This window comes from Alkalibaculum bacchi, from assembly GCF_937875145.1.
Classification (GTDB): Bacteria; Bacillota; Clostridia; order Eubacteriales; family Alkalibacteraceae; genus Alkalibaculum; species Alkalibaculum bacchi_A.
This window is the reverse complement of sequence record NZ_CALNCS010000175.1, coordinates 1-16,692: the sequence shown is the minus strand read 5'-3', so window position 1 is coordinate 16,692 and position 16,692 is coordinate 1. Positions and strand designations below refer to the sequence as shown.

Here is a 16,692-nt window from a genome sequence, read left to right as displayed (position 1 = left end):
ATGAAAGTGTCAAAACTTTGCTAAAGTCAAGCTGCCAAAGCAAAGTTTTGACACTTTCATGCCTGTAGTGCCAAGTGTATTGTAAATCAAAAATCAATGCCTCCTTATAAGTATTGCCGGTTCCAGTCATCTCTATCAAAATTCTTCCCAAAAAATAAGACCCTATCAGGGCCTTATTTTTATGTTCTACTATAAGTTAAGACCACGCTTTTACGTCAAAGAGATAAGCGGGTACAACTCCTAGTAATACCTTATATTCGTTCATCTTTGTTTATTTTAAATGGTCAAAATATACTTTTACAAATTCTTCCAAAAGTTCATCTCTATCGACCTTTTTAATAACATTTCTAGCGTTTAAATGACTCGTTATAAATGTAGGATCCCCGGACATAATATAGCCTACAATTTGTTCAACAGGTTTATATCCTTTTTCAGTGAGAGCAGTGTAAACAACTTGTACAATTTGCTTGATTTCTTCAGAACGGTCCCTTTCCAGTTCAAACTTTACAGTAAAATCCTTATTTTGATCCATATTGAGTGCTCCTCCTTAAGAATATATCTCGAACGTATTTATTTATAATTTAAGTTTAAATCATTCACAACAAAAAAGCAAGTACTTACGATATTATTTGCTTTTCAATAACTTCTTTTGCTACACCTAGAGCTTCTTCTAAGGATTCTGGTTTCTTACCGCCAGCTTGTGCCATATCTGGACGGCCACCACCTCCACCACCTGCAATTGTTGCCACTTCCTTGATGAGTTTTCCCGCATGAAAGCCCTTACCTACTACGTCTTTTGAACCCATCGCCACAAAATTCACCTTGTCTTCGCTCTTTGAGCCTAATAATACGATGCCAGATTGTAACTTATCTCTTAACTTATCTCCTAAATCTCTTAAGTCGTTCATAGGCATGGAATCTACAGATGCGATAATAGTTTTTACTCCATTAATTTCTATTACTTGATCTATAAACTCACCTATAGAATCGCTGTTCATTTTCTTTCTTAAAGCTTCTAACTCTTTTTCTAAAGTTTTTACATTTGCTAGTGTATCCTCTATTTTTTGTTCTACATTATCCGGATTTGCTTTTAATGTTGCTGCTACATATTTTAGCTTTTCTTCTATAGTATTTGTATATAAATAAGCATTATTCCCTGTAACGGCCTCAATTCTTCGTACGCCAGATGCAACACCTGCTTCACTGATGATTTTAAACATACCTACTTGACTAGCATTCTCTAAATGAGTTCCACCACAAAGTTCTGTACTATAGTCTCCAACTTTAACAACTCGAACAATCTCTCCGTATTTTTCGCCAAAGAGAGCCATAGCACCAAGTTCTTTTGCTTTATCCATATTCGTTTCAAAAACTGTAACCTGTGGAGAATGATACACCACTTCATTTACCTTTTGTTCTACTGCACTAAGTTCTTCATCGGTTAATTTTTCAAAGTGATTAAAGTCAAAGCGAAGTCTCTTTTCATCCACCAAAGAACCTGCTTGCGCTACATGGTCACCTAGGACTTCACGAAGCGCTTTTTGAAGAAGATGTGTAGAAGTATGATTGCGAGCTGTAGACAAACGACGGCTACGGTCTACGCTGTTTGTAGCCATTTGCTGCTCTTTTACCGTACCTTCTGTTACTTTTCCATAATGAATGTGTCTTGCTAAACTTCCTTTTTTACAATCTGTAACCTGTATTACACCAGTTTGAGTCTTTATTTGTCCATGATCTCCTATCTGTCCACCACTTTCTGCATAAAAAGGTGTCTCTTTTAGGAGTACTAAAACTTCTTCTCCAGCTGTTGCTTCTTCACAAGGCTGTCCGTCTTTTACCATCGCTATAATAGGACTTTCATTTTGTAAAGTATTATGACCAACAAAATCCGTTAGTATACTTTGATCTAAGTATTCAAAAGGATCGTCAGACCATGCACTAATGTCTTTATCTAATCGAGCACTGCGAGCTCTCTCCTTTTGTTTTTTCATCTCTTCATTGAAGGAATCTTGATTTACAGTTAGACCAGACTCTTCTAAAATATCTTTTGTTAGGTCAAATGGAAAGCCAAAAGTATCGTAAAGCTTAAAAGCAACTTGTCCTGATAATTCTTTTTCGCCTTTTGCCTTTAATTCTTTCATTTCATCTTCTAAGAGAATAAGCCCTTGATCTATAGTCTCTTGGAATTTTTCTTCTTCTATGCGAATTACTTTTGTAATGAATTCTTGCTTTTCTCTTAATTCTGGATAAGCGTCACCAGATACCTTGGCAACTTCTGCTGCTAGTGGATGGAGGAATAATCCATCCATTCCCAGTAATTTACCGTGTCGAGCAGCTCTTCTTAAAAGTCTTCTAAGAACATACCCTCTACCCTCATTACTTGGAAGCACTCCATCTGCCACCATAAAAGTGACACTTCGAATGTGATCTGTTATAACTCGAATAGAAACATCTGTCTTTTCATCTTTTTGATAAGTAACATTTGCCAAACTACAAATAGTATCTAATACCTGTTTGATGGTATCTACTTCAAAGATCGTATTTACGTCTTGCATTATAGTAGCCATTCTTTCAAGTCCCATGCCTGTATCGATATTTGGATTGGCTAATGGCTTGTAATTACCTTGTTCGTCTTTATCAAATTGTGTAAAGACTAAATTCCAAAATTCAATAAATCGATCGCATTCACAACCAACAGCGCAATTTGGATCTCCGCAGCCATGTTCTATCCCTCGATCATAGTATAATTCAGAACAAGGACCACAAGGACCTACTCCGTGTTCCCAAAAATTATCTTCCTTGCCCAAGCGAACTATATGATCTGCAGATACGCCAACTTCTTTATGCCAAATTTCAAAGGCTTCGTCATCTTCTTCGTAAATAGAAGCATATAGTCTATCTTCAGGAATTTTTAAAACCTCTGTAACAAATTCCCAAGCCCATGGAATAGCCTGTCTTTTAAAATAATCGCCAAAAGAGAAATTTCCCAGCATTTCAAAAAAAGTACCATGGCGTGCTGTCTTACCTACATTGTCAATATCCGGTGTTCGAATACACTTTTGACAAGTCGCAACTCTCTTACTTGGTGGAACTTCATCTCCAGTAAAATATGGCTTTAAGGGTGCCATACCTGAATTGATTAATAGCAAACTATTGTCGTTAATAGGCACCAAAGGAGCACTCTGCATCCTTAAATGACCTTTCTCTTCAAAAAATTTCAAGTACATTTCTCTGATTTCATTTAAACCGAGTTTTTTCATGATGTTAACCTCCCATTTAAGTTCTACGTTTTAAGCTCTATGTAAAAGCACACAAGCCACTAATGGTAGCTTGTGTGCTTTTACTGACCACCTTATTCTAAACAAAAAAATCCCTAAGAAATTGAGGGGCGAAGTCTCGCGGTACCACCCTCATTAATCTGGGATTATCTTTCTATGGATAACGTCGTTGACGTAAGGATGAACCTTCGACTCCAAAACAGCTTCCCTTCAATCTTTATAAAAATCTTTCAGCCATGGATTTTTTCTCTTTTACACTTTATTAAAGGTACTTATTTTCTTCATTGTCTTTACAATATAATCAGAAGTGTTATCTTCTTCTTTTACGTCTTACATATACTAAAATATTCTACCACATGATATGGAATTTATACAAGCAGAAAAAACAGCAACCAGCTATCAAACACCACCTAACACCTTCGGTGACCAATAAAGGACCTTGGCTACTGCTCCATGTCATCTAGTGGCTTTAGCCGAAGGAACTCACATTTTCACTAATAGGTGAGTTAGATTTCAACTTTTAGCTATAACGTTCTTCCCGTTCAACCAATTAACTCTCAATATGATCAATGTAATTCCTGTCTCTCCTATATTGCCTTATATAGCCTACTAATACTTTGATCGTTCCCACAATTGGTACCCCTATAATCATGCCTACTATTCCAAATATATTTCCAAATAGTAATACAGAAAACATGACCGCTAGAGGGTGTAGACCTACGCTTTGAGACATAATTTGTGGTGAAAGGAAATTTGATTCTATTTGCTGAACAATTAAAATTAAGACTACAACCCATATGGCTTTTACAGGGTCTACAATTAAAGCTAAGCTTACAGGCAAAATGCCCCCTAACCAAGGTCCAAAATAGGGAATCACATTAGTAAATCCTGCTACTACTCCTATAGTCAAAGAATAAGGTAATCCTATAAGAGCACAGCCAATGCCCGTTAGTAGACCTACAAAAGTAGCTACAATCAATTGCCCTCGGATAAACCCACCCAACACCTTGCTGATGTCCTCTGCTATAGACTTTACCTTACCCTTGTACTTGTTAGGAATAATACTAGCAATAATACCAATGGCGTCGTCTTTGTCCTTTAGATAATAAAAAGTAATAATAGGAATCATAATTAAATCTAATAGCTTTCCTGTACCAGAGATAATAGATGTAGTAATAGCGCCTACTGCTGCTACTACTTTTTCAGATAAATTGGCTAACTCTTTCTCTAAGTCTATAAAAGAAGGGATCCTATCCATATCGTAGGGTAACGTTCCTTCCTGTACCCCTTCGATAAAGTCGACTACTCTTCTTACAATATTAGGAAAAGCTACTACAAAATCACCGATCTCACTAACCAATTTTGGAATAAAAGATGCAAATATCCCTAAAACCACGGCTAGGATAATGACAAAGACAATAATAATGGATATAATCCTACTGAGCTTTCGCCTTTGAAAAAACAAGACTAATGGATCTAATAAATAAGCAATGACTAAAGAAACAATAAAGGGTCCCACTACTTCGATAATATTTCCACGTATAAGCCACAACAAAATAAAAGCAAAGAGAAGCAGACTTAAATCAATTAGTAAATCTTTATTACGCTTTGAAAATTCCATAAACACTCCCTTATCTTCTTTTAGAACAAGGCGAATTATTCTAATTTATTTTATATCTATAATATTACCAATTATCACATGACTAAATCAAGTACATTTACCTTATAAGTTGTAAGTAAAAGCATAAAGTTGAAAAGGGACGAAAGTTCAATGAGATTCTTCTCGAGCATAGGATGACCGGGCAGCAAATATAATCAAAAAACAGAGTCCCAGTAGACTCTGTTTTTAACCATTATTGTGCTTTTTCTTTTTCTCTGTAGTCTTTAATAGCTGCTCTGATTGCTTCTTCTGCTAATACAGAACAATGTACCTTTTCAGATGGTAGTCCACCTAATTCTTCAACTACTTTTTTATTTGTAATCTTTTCAGCTTCTTCTAGTGTTTTACCTTTAATGAGCTCAGTTGCCATACTACTTGTAGCAACTGCTGCGCCGCAACCAAAAGTTTTAAATTTTACGTCTTTGATAATGCCCTCTTCAACTTCTAGGTACATTCTCATAATGTCCCCACATTTTGCATTACCTACTTCGCCTACTCCACTAGCATTTTCTATTTCTCCACTATTTCTTGGATTTTCAAAGTGATCCATAACCTTTTCTGTATACATTTTATTACCCCCTTGGATTATATAATGGCGACATATCTCTTAGTCTTTGTACGATTGGTGGCAATTGTTCTAAGACATAGTCCATTTGTTCTTTTGTCGTATATTTACCTATAGATACCCTTAGTGAACCATGAGCAATCTCATGTTTTAAACCGATAGCTAATAGTACATGGGACGGATCTAAAGAGCCTGATGTACATGCCGAACCACTTGAAGCAGATATCCCTTTTAAGTCAAGACTTAAAAGCAAAGATTCTCCTTCAATAAATTCAAAACTCAAATTCACATTACCTGGCAATCTTTTTACAGGGTGACCATTTAATCTTACATTTGTAATTTTTTTAAAGATATTTTCAATAAAGTAATCTCTTAACTTTACTGTTTCAGTAATATGATTTTCTAAATCTTCCGTAATTAATGAACAGGCCTCACCAAAGCCTACAACCCCAGGAGTATTTTCTGTACCCGCTCTTTTCTTTCCTTCTTGAGCTCCACCGTGAACAAAATTATCTAATTTAACACCTTTTCTTATATAAAGTGCTCCAATTCCTTTAGGACCATATATTTTATGAGAAGATATAGAAAGCAAATCAATATTCATCTCTTTTACATCAATAGGAACATTTCCTAAGGCTTGAACAGCATCTGTATGGAAAATTATTTTTTTCTCACGAGCTATTTCCCCAATTTCTTTAATCGGTTGAATGGTTCCAATTTCATTGTTTGCAAACATGATAGAGATTAAAATCGTTGTATCTTTAATAGCACTTTTTAATTCTTCTAAATCAATTAGTCCATACTCGTCAACCTTTAAATAGGTTACTTCAAACCCTTGTTTTTCAAGGTATTCACATGTGTGTAATACAGCATGATGTTCAATGGCTGTAGTGATAATGTGATTGCCCTTTTGAGGTTTTTTAAAAGCAATGCCTTTGATTGCCCAGTTATCCGATTCTGTACCGCCAGCCGTAAAATAAATTTCATTTGGATTTGCCTTAATAGCACTTGCAACCTTAGCTCTTGCTTCATCTACTGCCTTTCGAGCTTCTCTACCTTCGTAGTAAATACTTGAAGGATTTCCAAAGTTCTTGTCAAAATAAGGAATCATTTTATCTAAGATTCTTTTATCTAGTGGAGTTGTTGCTGCATAATCTAGGTAAACTCTTTCCATATACTCTACCCCTTTACTTTCTTCTGATTTTTATCTAATAGATCTTGTAATGTAATATTATCAATCACGCTATTGACGCTGTCATTAACTTCTTGCCATACATCTTTTGTAACGCACATAGACGATTTATTGCATTCATAATTTTCCGCTCCACCTACACATTCAGAAAACTCAATAGGTCCTTCTACTGCTCGTATAATATCTCCAACCGAAATCTTTTGAGGTGGTTTAGCAAGCTTATACCCACCTTTTGCACCTCTTTGACTTATAATCAACCTTTCTTTTTTTAATGTCGAAAAAAGTTGTTCTAAGTAAGATAATGATAATCCCTGATTTTTGGCAATTTCTTTTAAAGATACGGATTGATCATCACCATAAGTTGATAATTCATACATTGCAGCAACACCATACCTTCCCCTCGATGATAACCTCACCTTCTCACCCCAATTCCCACTATTTCGGTCTGAATTTAAGTATATATTAGCATATAGATAGATTGATGTCAATTAAAACTTACCCGAAAATCACAAAAATATACAGCCTGTCCCCATTGAGATATCAGTCATAGCCTAGCTTCTCATCTTTAAGGTAATTTTATTCCTTTTGCTTTATTAGATTAAAAGCAAAGTCTGCTTTAATCGGTTACATTTTAGTTTAACACGAATCCATATCAAAGAAAAAAAGAATATAGCAAAAAAGGCTGTCAAATACAGCCTTTTTCTAAAAATCAACGACAATCTTTACGTGGTCTTATTGGGCTTACTTCATTAGCTACATCGTCACATCTTCTTTTGGGTTTGCATCTGCAATCATCATCTTCAAGATCAGCTATTTGGTGTCTTTGTGGTGGGAAGAACCTTTGTGGGAAAGGAGTAATATCTTCATCTAAGAAAGCTTCACAGAATACATCACTAATAGGTGCTACTTCATCACATGATGCTTCTGGAACATCACAGAATCCAAATGTTGGAACCTTAAGTTGTACTTCAGAAAGCACTTTGATAATTAAGAAGAAACCAATCGTTAATTCTACATTATCATTGCCTGTAAAACGAACGAGATTATTATTTACTTCGCCTATAGACTCTGCATCAGGGAAAAACCTTCCTTGTCTCAAAAAGTCTGCAGGTGCAAAAACAACTAAATCAATTGGGAATCTTACTTTATTGTCTCTTTGTTCGCATTTTTCGATAATTGGATTTGCTGCTATTCTCAATAATTGACCATCACATTTTCTTCTAAACACAAGGTAGACAGGTACTGCTACGACTCCTCTTAATCTTGCATAATATTCATCAATTTCTGCAAATAAAGGCACGCATTTAATTGGTTCTACACTTGCTTCACCAAATTCAGTACGTACATATTTGAAATCGCTTCTGTCACCAGTTGGAAAATCAAGATCAAATAATTGATCTTCGATACACTCTCTTAATTGGCAAGAGAAATAAACCTTTTTAACTTTTAAACATTCCACTTCAATATTATTTCCACCACAGCCAAAGCCTTCAATTCTTGCATCTTCCATTAAGTTAAACCTCCTTTTGATTTATCTATTGTATTATATGAGTAGGAGGTTTTTATGTTACAAGATTGGTTTATATTTTTTTTAGCTTGTCTATTTGAATTTGGCTTTCATAAAGTTGATTTTGTAACTCTAAAATGGTTTTTCTGCTTTCTTCAATATCAAATTTATATTGCTTTACTTTCTTATTAAGCTGATCTAACAATTCTTTGGATTTATCCAATTCTTCTAAAGCTGTATCTCTCTCTTTTTTTGTTTCATTGCTCAACTCACTACTATTCTTGCTGTATTCTTCATATGTAAACAACTGCTCTCTTAGTTCCATTACGTCATCCATAGCCTCTAATTTTTTGTCTCGATCTTGAATTTCCTCTTTTAATGTTTCGATTTTTTCCGTTAAGCTTAGTATTTCGTCAGCAAAGTTTAGGCAACTTATAAGATATATCATCTTTCCATCTAATATAGAATTGGAATTTTTGACCTTATCGATCATATCATCTACCTTAGCACTTATTTTATCCATTTGTATTTGATCTACTGTGCCCATTAGACTATATTCTGTATTTTGTATTTTGGCTACTACTCGATTATTATTCATAGTAATACTACTCCTGTCTTTTAAAACTACTAAAAAATATATCTTTCCATCATTATAATATTTACATGAAAAAAGAACAATAGTTTTGTGTCTCATTGTTCTTTTTAAGTAGGTATTACTGTAGCATTATACTTACTATATTAAATCTTTTTATATAAATTCATGCTTATAAGGCTAGTTGTTTAAAGACTGTCTCATTGTAAGCAATCTTAATATACTGAAATTTATATTCGCATTCTTTGCACTTAGCAAGTAATGTATAATAACCTGGTGGTAAATCATCAAATTTAAAATAGCCTGTTTTATCCGTTTTCGCCTTTTGTATAGGTGTTTCAGAAAGATCTCCAAAATACAAGGAAATTTCTACATTATCTATAAGGGTTTTACTTTTATGACAATAGACTATACCAATTATTTCTCCCGTTGAATTATCATTTAAAGCTATATGGAGATTTTGAGAGTTAAATTGAACTTGATCTAAGTCTTGATTATTTAATTGGGTACTAGCTTGTTCATATGCCTTGGATGTAGTATTCTCGTCGAAGACAAAATCATCTTTATTCATTGTTTTATTGTTTTCAACCACTGGCTTCATCTCCATTAAACTAATAGTGGCAGCCCCCCCGATTTATACTAAGGGCTAAGGGCTAAGGGTAAAGGTCTATGTAGGTTCAAATAGTGAAAACGCACTATTTGAATCTTTATACCTATCGCAAAATAACTTACAGTATGTCTTTCTTGTGGTTTATTCGACGCTGTAATATTTTGCTTTACGTTCCCTTTCTATTTCGATTTCAGATTCTGCATCTGCATCAGAATCTGCCGTTTGTCCTTGGTATTGTTTTTGGCTTAAGAAATTATAATTAATTTGTTTCTTATTTTGACAGTGTTTATCATTTGAATAAAGGTCAGAATCAGCATCGGATTCAGATTCATTTTTGCCTTCAACCTTATTTTTGTTGTCTAGTTCTGCTTCTAATTTTGCCTTTTGCTCTGCTTCTTGCTCTGCCTTTAATTCTGCTTTTAATTCAGCCTTTAATTCAGCTTCAATCTTAGCTTTTATTTCATTTTCTAACTCTATCATAATTTGTTTTTTTATTTCATTATATTCTGGCCCTATCATGGAATTCTCCCTTTTCTATTATAGATTAGAGATTTGTTCATCTCTTTATACATATATATTCCTATAGAAAAAAAGAGTTCCTAAATAATTTGCAATTTTAAATTGTGCACGAAGGGCGCTAGTTATTGCTAGACCTGATTTTTGTTTTCGATAATATTTCTGTATCTGTCTCTTCGATAATTTCAAAATTAGGAGTGATGATATACAGGAGAATGCTTACATTATACTCTGGAAAATACCTGCTGTAGATTCTACCTGCTAAGATGGTCTCAGGAAAGTTATCCCCTTTATAATCCTTTGGCGGTTTTCCATACTGAATATAGCTTATATAATCTCTATTATATTGATGTATGCTGCTATTCATATATATAGTACAATCTATGACCGTCCAATTGTTATAGGAAATATAGTCAAGCGTTTTGGGCTTTCCTCTATTTTGAAAACATACCTGAGAATTTATACAACCCATACTATCTAAAACTAAAGCTTCGATATCATGAGAAGCCACTGCCGAGATTTCCTCTATATTAACTTTTTTGCCATTAAAACCATACACCTTTTGTTTTTCTTTACATTCTATAATATATGCCCCGTAAAAACTATTATAATAATGAGAATTCTCATCATAGAGAGTGGAGTGTCCATTTTTAAAGGCGCCAAAATTATATAAAATACTTAAATCAATATCTTCCCCTACTTTTGATTTAAAGCTATTGTCATTAAATGTCATGACAAAAGGGTACCAGTCCTTTTGTGGTGTACTGGTACCTCCTGGAATTTCTACTATTACATTGTTTTTTCTCATAAGACTTTGACAATCGTGATAAGAGCTATAAATCCTCATAATTATTAAACTCTTTACGTATGAATAATTTGCCAGAACTAAAATCAAAAAAATGCTGAATATAGAGAAATAAATTTTTTTCTTCAAGTTTATCTTAAACCGCTATTATTGTTCTGTAGAAAAATATCCAATGTATTTATAATCTTCTGGAATCTGAATTGTTTCTTTTCTCTTATCGTCAATTTCGATCTTCCAAGTTCCGTCTATACTGTCTTCGTTAAATAATAGCTCTACGTAAAGCATAATAATACCTGCATCTAGTAGATCTAATTCCTCATTTGCTTTGTGATCCTCTTTTATGGCTAAATAGAGATGATTGTCTTTTAACAAAAATCTCCAAGGCTGCCTATTAAAAGAAGAAGGTGCCATAACTACATAGCGAAAAACGTCTTCCATGCCTAGTTCTATAAACTGGTCTAGGTTTTCCATCTTTCCCCATTCATCAAAATAGACTACTTCGGTCATAGGTAGCCTAGATGAAACATTGTTCTCTACAACTTTCATAGATGTTTTAGAGTAGTTTTGACCCCATTTAAACTGATTTATAACTTTCTTTTCATCTTCATCGTAGCCAATAGCAAGAATGGCCGCTGGTTCCCCTTCAATATCTATAGAAAGAGCTTCTTTGACGATTTGCCCATCTTCAGGCACACTAATCCAACAAGAGTCTAATCCTAAATCCTGAATTTTCAGGACAATATTTTGTACATAGTACCCTACATTAATTTGATCATGCTCTTTATTATCTGTTACAAACAAAAAATACTGAGGTGCTTTAATCATAATGCCATTAAAGCCTGCTATTCCCTCCAGTGCTTTATTGACCATATTGCCATCTTCTAAGTACATCATATCAATCTTTTGATCTGCAAATAAAGGTTTTACTTCTTTACCAAAACTTATTACCTCTTTAACCAGTTTCTCAGGTACTCTCTTTTCTTTAAAATCTCTAGTGGATTTTGAATTCTCAATTAAATCTTTAATATTCATGTTCTACCCCCCAAATTGTATAAGACAATTATACCCACTTATACTTATTTAAAACAATATATTATTGTTACATTTTAAAATACCGTTTATAATGAAGATATAACCAATTTTTGTCACTCGTCTTTACCCACTTTAGATCTTTGTGCAACGGTTAGATTAAAGTGAGGATATTATAGATATATTAATAGCTATTTATTACTAGGAGGAAAGATTATGGAAAATGCATTTGTAAAAAAAGAGAAAATTCAATTAGGTGATATTCCTGCTATTATATATAGGCCAGAGAAAATAGCGGGAGACGAGCTGCTTCCTACTATTATTTTTTATCATGGTTGGGGTTCGAATAAGGAGTCTCAGGAGTTTAGGGGCTTTACCTTAGCTAGCTTTGGATTTCAGGTAATTTTGCCAGACAGCATCTATCATGGAGAGAGAAATCCTGTAGATCATGAAAAAGTAGAAAATATGGGTAAATACTTTTGGAAGGTTATTTTAAATAATATCAAAGAATTAGAGACTCTTGTTCAAGCTGCTATAGAAAAACACCAAGCTGACCCTAATAGAATTGGCGTAGCAGGTCACTCAATGGGTGGGTATACTGCATCTGGAATCTTTTTTAACAATGAAAAAATCAAAGTTCTCGCTGTATTAAACGGCTCTTGCTCTTGGAATTACACCAATGAACAATTTGCAGAGGTCTTTCACATTAAAGAATCGCCTATCACACCTAATGATCAAGAAAAAATTGATAAATTAGATCCGTATAATAGGGTAGAGCAGTTAAAAAATCGACCTATGCTCATTTTACATGGAGAAGCAGATGAAGTCGTACCCATCCAGGGGCAGAGAGTCTTTTGTGAAAGATTGAGGGAAAACAAGGCTGCTTCTTGCTTAAAGTATGTAGAATATCCTAGATTAAATCATTATGTGACGACGAATATGATGGAAGAGATGATTGGATTCTTTCAGGAGAAATTGTAATTTGATTGGACGATTGCATGGCAAAATATAGAAGTGGAAAGTGAAATGTGAAAAAAACAAACTCGCCTTCAAGCGAGATCGTGACCCGAGCTGCTACCGTAATCATCTAGGGGAGCGAAGCGACGAAGAATCCCTATACGCTAACTATTAAAGTATAAATAATATATTTAAAAAGTTTTTTGCATCTTCATGTATTTTTATAGATTATTGAACAATGAAAAATAAACAGTACAAGTATGCGATTATACCTTGTTCATTGTTCATTGTTCACTGCGACCTTGTCGCATTTTTATTGACCACCTTACCACCTGCTTTTAATAAACAAACCAACTGCCAAACCAATTACCATAAATAAGCAACAAGTTACCAACATTAATTTATTCATGCGGTCGATGTCCTTTACTACCACATCTTTTGTATAATCTCCGATGGTAGGTTTGTAGACTTCTTTGCCAAAATAGGTGTGGGTACCGCCTAATTGGATGTTTAGGGCCCCTGCCGCTGCTGCTTCGGTCCAAGCGGAATTCGGGCTATTGTGTTTGTCGTGATCTCGAAGTAAAATTTGTAGTGACTTTTTAATATCAAATCGAGCTATTATGGATGCCCCTACCATGACAAAGCCGGATATTCTAGCAGGAATAAAGTTTAAAATATCATCTGTTATGGCTGAAGCACAACCAAAATTAATATACTTTTCATTTTTATAACCTACCATAGAATCTAAGGTATTTACTCCCTTATACGCCATAGCTAGGACTGGCCCTCCTATAAATAGAAAAAGAAGAGGTGCGATGATTCCATCTGTGGTGTTTTCTGCTACGGTTTCAATAGTTGCCTTTATTACTTCATCTTCTCTTAGCTCTGTAGTATCTCTTCCTACAATATAGCCTACTTGCCTTCTACCATCTTCTAAGCTTTTTTCTAAAGCCTTTTTCACCTTTATGGCCTCATCCTTTAAGCATTTTGTAGAAAGAATAGCGTAAGAAAAATAAATATAGCCTACTATATAAAAGAGTCCACCAAATTGCCTTAGAATAAATAGAGGTACTAGAACAATAGATACCGAAAACATCACCGTAGTTATAAGTAATACCACTCCTGCTCCTTTTAGTGCTTTTGGGTTCCTTGCAAATTTTCTTAAAAGCTTTTCCATAAAGGAAACAAACTTCCCTATTAATACAATGGGATGAGGTAGAAAATAGGGGTCTCCTATGATTAAGTCTATGAAAAATGCAATTGCTATATAATAAAGTTCCATAGTATTACTCTCCTAAATATTTTTTAAGACACTGAATCAAGTACTCATTGACTTCTTTGCTTTTTACGGCAATCCTCGTATAATACTCATCTAGATAAATATAGGTAGAGCAGTTTCGTATTAATATATAATCTTTTATTAATTTATCCTGGAGTTGGTCTACTGTAATACCCTTTTTTTTCAAATTTAATAGCAAGAAATTTGCTTTTGATGGAAATACTGTAATACCCATTTTTTCGAGTTCTTCTCTTAAGTATTCCCTCTGAACCTCATTACATGTTAGGGTTTTTTCTACATAGTCTTTTGTCTCTTCTAAAACGCAGGTCACATCGCTAGCAAAGGAAGATAAGCTCCAAGGGGTTTGTCTTTCCTTTAAAGATTTGATGGTATCTTTGTTAGCACAAATATAGCCTAATCGTATACCTGGTATGGCAAAAATCTTTGTTAGAGAACCTGCTATGATTAATGAAGAGTACTCATTTACTAAATGCTTGACACTATCTTCCTGTGAAAACTCAATAAAGGCCTCATCGACTACTACTTTTGCCCCACATTTTTCTGCGCTTTTTAAGACCTCTAGCATGATTTCATTAGGCATCGTAGAACCTATAGGATTAGAGGGATTACAGATAAAGAGCATTGTGTTTTCATCTAAAACCTCTTTTATTTCTTTTTCTGGATAAGCTACCCTTCCCTCTTTAATCAACGGAAGATGAATAAGTTCTGCACCTACATTATTTGCCAGTCTCATATATTCTACAAAACCAGGTTGAAGAATCACCACTTTTTTAGGCCTTATCGCTTCTGTAATAAGAGATAAGGCACCAATTCCACCACTTGTAGGCAGTACTTGCTGTGGTGGCACATGTAGGTATCTCGCAATATTGTCCGTTGGCGTTTTCATACCTACTTCTGGATAGTAGATGATATTGTCTAGTTTTTCTTTGATTTTATCGATCATAATTTGTGGTGGTCCTAAGGGATTTAAATTTGCAGAAAAATCAGTCCACTTTTCAGGATTGCCTTCTCTCCATACATTTCCACCGTGAACATAGTTTGTCATATACGATTCCCCTTTTGATTATAATATAATGATATTAAGTCACCTACGGTAACTTTTGCATGCAATATAAATCTCTATCTTGTTACGTAATTTTAATTTTCAAGTATCCCTCTAAGGATATTTGAAAGGCTTGGTGCTATTAGAGCAATTTTGTCATAAGCTCTAAATTACTCAAAAAATACAAATGAGGATACCCTGCGATAGTATTCTTCTTTTCTAAACCGCATTCCCATTGTCTTAAGATTTTTTCATCACGATATTTTTTTATGCTATATTTATATATAAGCTCTTGTTCCTTAATTTTAGAGTGATGAAATTCGTGGGCTCTTGTCGTATATTTTTGTCCCTCTATTTCTACATCCATTTCAATATAGCCAAAACGTTGAAGCCTCCTTGTCATTTCGCATTCTATAGGAAGATATCCTACCATTTTATTTGTAGTATGATCTAGATTGGTAATGGACTGAGACAAGTACATAAAGCCTCCACATTCTGAGTAGCACTTCCCACCTAACTCTAAATAGTCTTTTAAACTATTTTTAAAGCTTATATTCTTTGCAAGGTCCCTTCCAAACACCTCTGGAAAACCACCTCCAATGTATATAGAATCTAACTTTTCAGGAAGCTTTTCGTCTTCTAGAGGGCTAAATTCCACAATCCTAGCTCCAAGATCACGTAATAAATCTAAATTAGCTTCATAGTAAAAGGAAAAGGCTTTATCTCTTGCTAAACCAATTCGTTTTCCATCATATAAAGGAAAGTATTCTTTAGTAAAGTCATCGTAATAGCTATTATCGTATTCAAATTGTGGGGCGCCCCCTGCAATTTGTAATAAACTATCTATATCTATGCTCTCTTCGATCATATCTACAAGCTTATCTATATTCGTATTCAGATGCTCCAATTCTTCAGCTGGTATTAAACCTAAATGTCTACTGCTTAAAGATATATCGTCACTTTTTATCATATAACCAATGCACTTGGTATTTGTATTCGTCTCTATGATTTCTTTAATTAATTTGTAATGTTCTGCTCCTGAAACTCGATTGACGATAATGCCTTGTATGTTCACCTTCTTATTTAGTTCTTTGTAGCCAAGCACCACTGCAGCAGCGCTATTTGACATGCCTGTAGCATCGATGACAAGTATGACAGGGGTCTTTGTAATAATCGATATATGGGCGCTACTGCCAATATTAGAAGTAATGCCAAAACCGTCGTAAAGTCCCATTACGCCCTCGATGACTCCTATGTCTTTGTTCTTAGTTGAACGATCTAAGAGATATTTGATAAGGTTTTCATTTAGAATATAACTATCTAGATTATAAGAAGGGTTTCCTGTAACATATTTATGAAATCCAGGATCGATATAATCAGGTCCTGTCTTAAAAGGAGCTATCGCATGTTTTCTCTTTTTTAAAGCTGCCATTATCCCTATGCTAATAGTTGTCTTCCCTACACCGCTATTTGTACCTGCAATCATTATTCGATTCATTCACATTTACCTTCTGTCTATAAAATTTTATTCGGTGAGAAGTAGGAGTTTCTCACCGAATAATTAAGGAGGTAATACATTGTAAGTAAATGAGGACCACCCGTCCAACGGGTGGTTTCCTCTACGGCTATAAGCCTTTGT

16 protein-coding genes and 1 other annotated feature are annotated in these 16,692 nt (G+C 34.4%); of the genes, 1 reads left to right on the top strand and 15 read right to left on the bottom strand.

Annotated features, from left to right (window positions below; genetic code table 11):
- Positions 1 to 271: 271 nt before the first annotated feature.
- From Q7P22_RS10355 to Q7P22_RS10300, 12 genes are all read right to left on the bottom strand, one after another.
- Complete coding sequence (locus tag Q7P22_RS10355) at positions 272 to 532, bottom strand: IreB family regulatory phosphoprotein (RefSeq protein WP_303863883.1); 261 nt, start codon at positions 530 to 532, stop codon at positions 272 to 274.
- Positions 533 to 617: 85 nt separating this feature from the next.
- Entirely contained in the window at positions 618 to 3,260 is a 2,643-nt protein-coding gene (alaS, locus tag Q7P22_RS10350) for an alanine--tRNA ligase (protein WP_303863881.1), read from the bottom strand.
- 121 nt (positions 3,261 to 3,381) lie between these two features.
- Positions 3,382 to 3,572 (bottom strand) — a binding site (T-box leader).
- A gap of 256 nt (positions 3,573 to 3,828) precedes the next feature.
- Positions 3,829 to 4,899 carry an AI-2E family transporter gene (locus Q7P22_RS10345; RefSeq protein ID WP_303863879.1) on the bottom strand — a complete coding sequence of 357 codons (1,071 nt, stop codon included), beginning with the start codon at positions 4,897 to 4,899 and terminating at the stop codon, positions 3,829 to 3,831.
- A 232-nt stretch (positions 4,900 to 5,131) separates the two neighbouring features.
- The gene (gene nifU / locus Q7P22_RS10340) at positions 5,132 to 5,506 is read right to left on the bottom strand and encodes a Fe-S cluster assembly scaffold protein NifU (protein ID WP_303863878.1); all 375 of its coding nucleotides are present in this window, start codon (positions 5,504 to 5,506) and stop codon (positions 5,132 to 5,134) included.
- A 4-nt stretch (positions 5,507 to 5,510) separates the two neighbouring features.
- Positions 5,511 to 6,677 carry a cysteine desulfurase NifS gene (gene nifS / locus Q7P22_RS10335; RefSeq protein ID WP_303863876.1) on the bottom strand — a complete coding sequence of 389 codons (1,167 nt, stop codon included), beginning with the start codon at positions 6,675 to 6,677 and terminating at the stop codon, positions 5,511 to 5,513.
- A 5-nt stretch (positions 6,678 to 6,682) separates the two neighbouring features.
- A complete protein-coding gene (locus Q7P22_RS10330; protein WP_303863874.1) occupies positions 6,683 to 7,111 on the bottom strand; it encodes an Rrf2 family transcriptional regulator in 429 nt (142 codons plus the stop codon).
- 293 nt (positions 7,112 to 7,404) lie between these two features.
- The gene (locus tag Q7P22_RS10325) at positions 7,405 to 8,205 is read right to left on the bottom strand and encodes a hypothetical protein (protein WP_303863872.1); all 801 of its coding nucleotides are present in this window, start codon (positions 8,203 to 8,205) and stop codon (positions 7,405 to 7,407) included.
- 70 nt (positions 8,206 to 8,275) lie between these two features.
- Entirely contained in the window at positions 8,276 to 8,800 is a 525-nt protein-coding gene (zapA, locus tag Q7P22_RS10320) for a cell division protein ZapA (protein WP_303863870.1), read from the bottom strand.
- 166 nt (positions 8,801 to 8,966) lie between these two features.
- Entirely contained in the window at positions 8,967 to 9,365 is a 399-nt protein-coding gene (locus Q7P22_RS10315) for a prealbumin-like fold domain-containing protein (RefSeq protein WP_303863868.1), read from the bottom strand.
- 180 nt (positions 9,366 to 9,545) lie between these two features.
- Positions 9,546 to 9,923 carry a hypothetical protein gene (locus tag Q7P22_RS10310; RefSeq protein ID WP_303863866.1) on the bottom strand — a complete coding sequence of 126 codons (378 nt, stop codon included), beginning with the start codon at positions 9,921 to 9,923 and terminating at the stop codon, positions 9,546 to 9,548.
- Positions 9,924 to 10,041: 118 nt separating this feature from the next.
- Positions 10,042 to 10,767 carry a hypothetical protein gene (locus Q7P22_RS10305; RefSeq protein WP_303863864.1) on the bottom strand — a complete coding sequence of 242 codons (726 nt, stop codon included), beginning with the start codon at positions 10,765 to 10,767 and terminating at the stop codon, positions 10,042 to 10,044.
- Positions 10,768 to 10,872: 105 nt separating this feature from the next.
- Positions 10,873 to 11,757, bottom strand: a complete 885-nt coding sequence (locus Q7P22_RS10300) for a nitroreductase family protein (RefSeq protein ID WP_303863862.1) — start codon at positions 11,755 to 11,757, stop codon at positions 10,873 to 10,875.
- 213 nt (positions 11,758 to 11,970) lie between these two features.
- Between Q7P22_RS10300 and Q7P22_RS10295 the strand changes: the two genes are divergently transcribed.
- Positions 11,971 to 12,735 carry a prolyl oligopeptidase family serine peptidase gene (locus tag Q7P22_RS10295; protein ID WP_303863860.1) on the top strand — a complete coding sequence of 255 codons (765 nt, stop codon included), beginning with the start codon at positions 11,971 to 11,973 and terminating at the stop codon, positions 12,733 to 12,735.
- 301 nt (positions 12,736 to 13,036) lie between these two features.
- Here Q7P22_RS10295 and cbiB read toward each other — a convergent pair whose 3' ends face one another.
- The 3 genes from cbiB to Q7P22_RS10280 form a co-directional block, all read right to left on the bottom strand.
- Entirely contained in the window at positions 13,037 to 13,993 is a 957-nt protein-coding gene (cbiB, locus tag Q7P22_RS10290; protein WP_303863858.1) for an adenosylcobinamide-phosphate synthase CbiB, read from the bottom strand.
- A 4-nt stretch (positions 13,994 to 13,997) separates the two neighbouring features.
- Entirely contained in the window at positions 13,998 to 15,056 is a 1,059-nt protein-coding gene (locus tag Q7P22_RS10285; protein ID WP_303863856.1) for a histidinol-phosphate transaminase, read from the bottom strand.
- Positions 15,057 to 15,195: 139 nt separating this feature from the next.
- Positions 15,196 to 16,551, bottom strand: coding sequence for a cobyrinate a,c-diamide synthase (locus tag Q7P22_RS10280; protein ID WP_303863854.1), 1,356 nt, complete (start codon positions 16,549 to 16,551; stop codon positions 15,196 to 15,198).
- Positions 16,552 to 16,692: the final 141 nt, after the last annotated feature.

What these genes read in the sequence shown, in the direction of transcription:
- Q7P22_RS10305 (WP_303863864.1), bottom strand. Translation starts at nt 10,767, where the DNA reads ATGAGGATTTATAGCTCTTATCACGATTGTCAAAGTCTTATGAGAAAA.
- Q7P22_RS10315 (WP_303863868.1), bottom strand. Translation starts at nt 9,365, where the DNA reads ATGAATAAAGATGATTTTGTCTTCGACGAGAATACTACATCCAAGGCA.
- Q7P22_RS10345 (WP_303863879.1), bottom strand. Translation starts at nt 4,899, where the DNA reads ATGGAATTTTCAAAGCGTAATAAAGATTTACTAATTGATTTAAGTCTG.
- Q7P22_RS10355 (WP_303863883.1), bottom strand. Translation starts at nt 532, where the DNA reads ATGGATCAAAATAAGGATTTTACTGTAAAGTTTGAACTGGAAAGGGAC.
- nifU (WP_303863878.1), bottom strand. Translation starts at nt 5,506, where the DNA reads ATGTATACAGAAAAGGTTATGGATCACTTTGAAAATCCAAGAAATAGT.
- Q7P22_RS10285 (WP_303863856.1), bottom strand. Translation starts at nt 15,056, where the DNA reads ATGACAAACTATGTTCACGGTGGAAATGTATGGAGAGAAGGCAATCCT.
- Q7P22_RS10295 (WP_303863860.1), top strand. Translation starts at nt 11,971, where the DNA reads ATGGAAAATGCATTTGTAAAAAAAGAGAAAATTCAATTAGGTGATATT.
- Q7P22_RS10310 (WP_303863866.1), bottom strand. Translation starts at nt 9,923, where the DNA reads ATGATAGGGCCAGAATATAATGAAATAAAAAAACAAATTATGATAGAG.
- Q7P22_RS10280 (WP_303863854.1), bottom strand. Translation starts at nt 16,551, where the DNA reads ATGAATCGAATAATGATTGCAGGTACAAATAGCGGTGTAGGGAAGACA.
- Q7P22_RS10300 (WP_303863862.1), bottom strand. Translation starts at nt 11,757, where the DNA reads ATGAATATTAAAGATTTAATTGAGAATTCAAAATCCACTAGAGATTTT.
- alaS (WP_303863881.1), bottom strand. Translation starts at nt 3,260, where the DNA reads ATGAAAAAACTCGGTTTAAATGAAATCAGAGAAATGTACTTGAAATTT.
- cbiB (WP_303863858.1), bottom strand. Translation starts at nt 13,993, where the DNA reads ATGGAACTTTATTATATAGCAATTGCATTTTTCATAGACTTAATCATA.
- nifS (WP_303863876.1), bottom strand. Translation starts at nt 6,677, where the DNA reads ATGGAAAGAGTTTACCTAGATTATGCAGCAACAACTCCACTAGATAAA.
- Q7P22_RS10325 (WP_303863872.1), bottom strand. Translation starts at nt 8,205, where the DNA reads ATGGAAGATGCAAGAATTGAAGGCTTTGGCTGTGGTGGAAATAATATT.
- zapA (WP_303863870.1), bottom strand. Translation starts at nt 8,800, where the DNA reads ATGAATAATAATCGAGTAGTAGCCAAAATACAAAATACAGAATATAGT.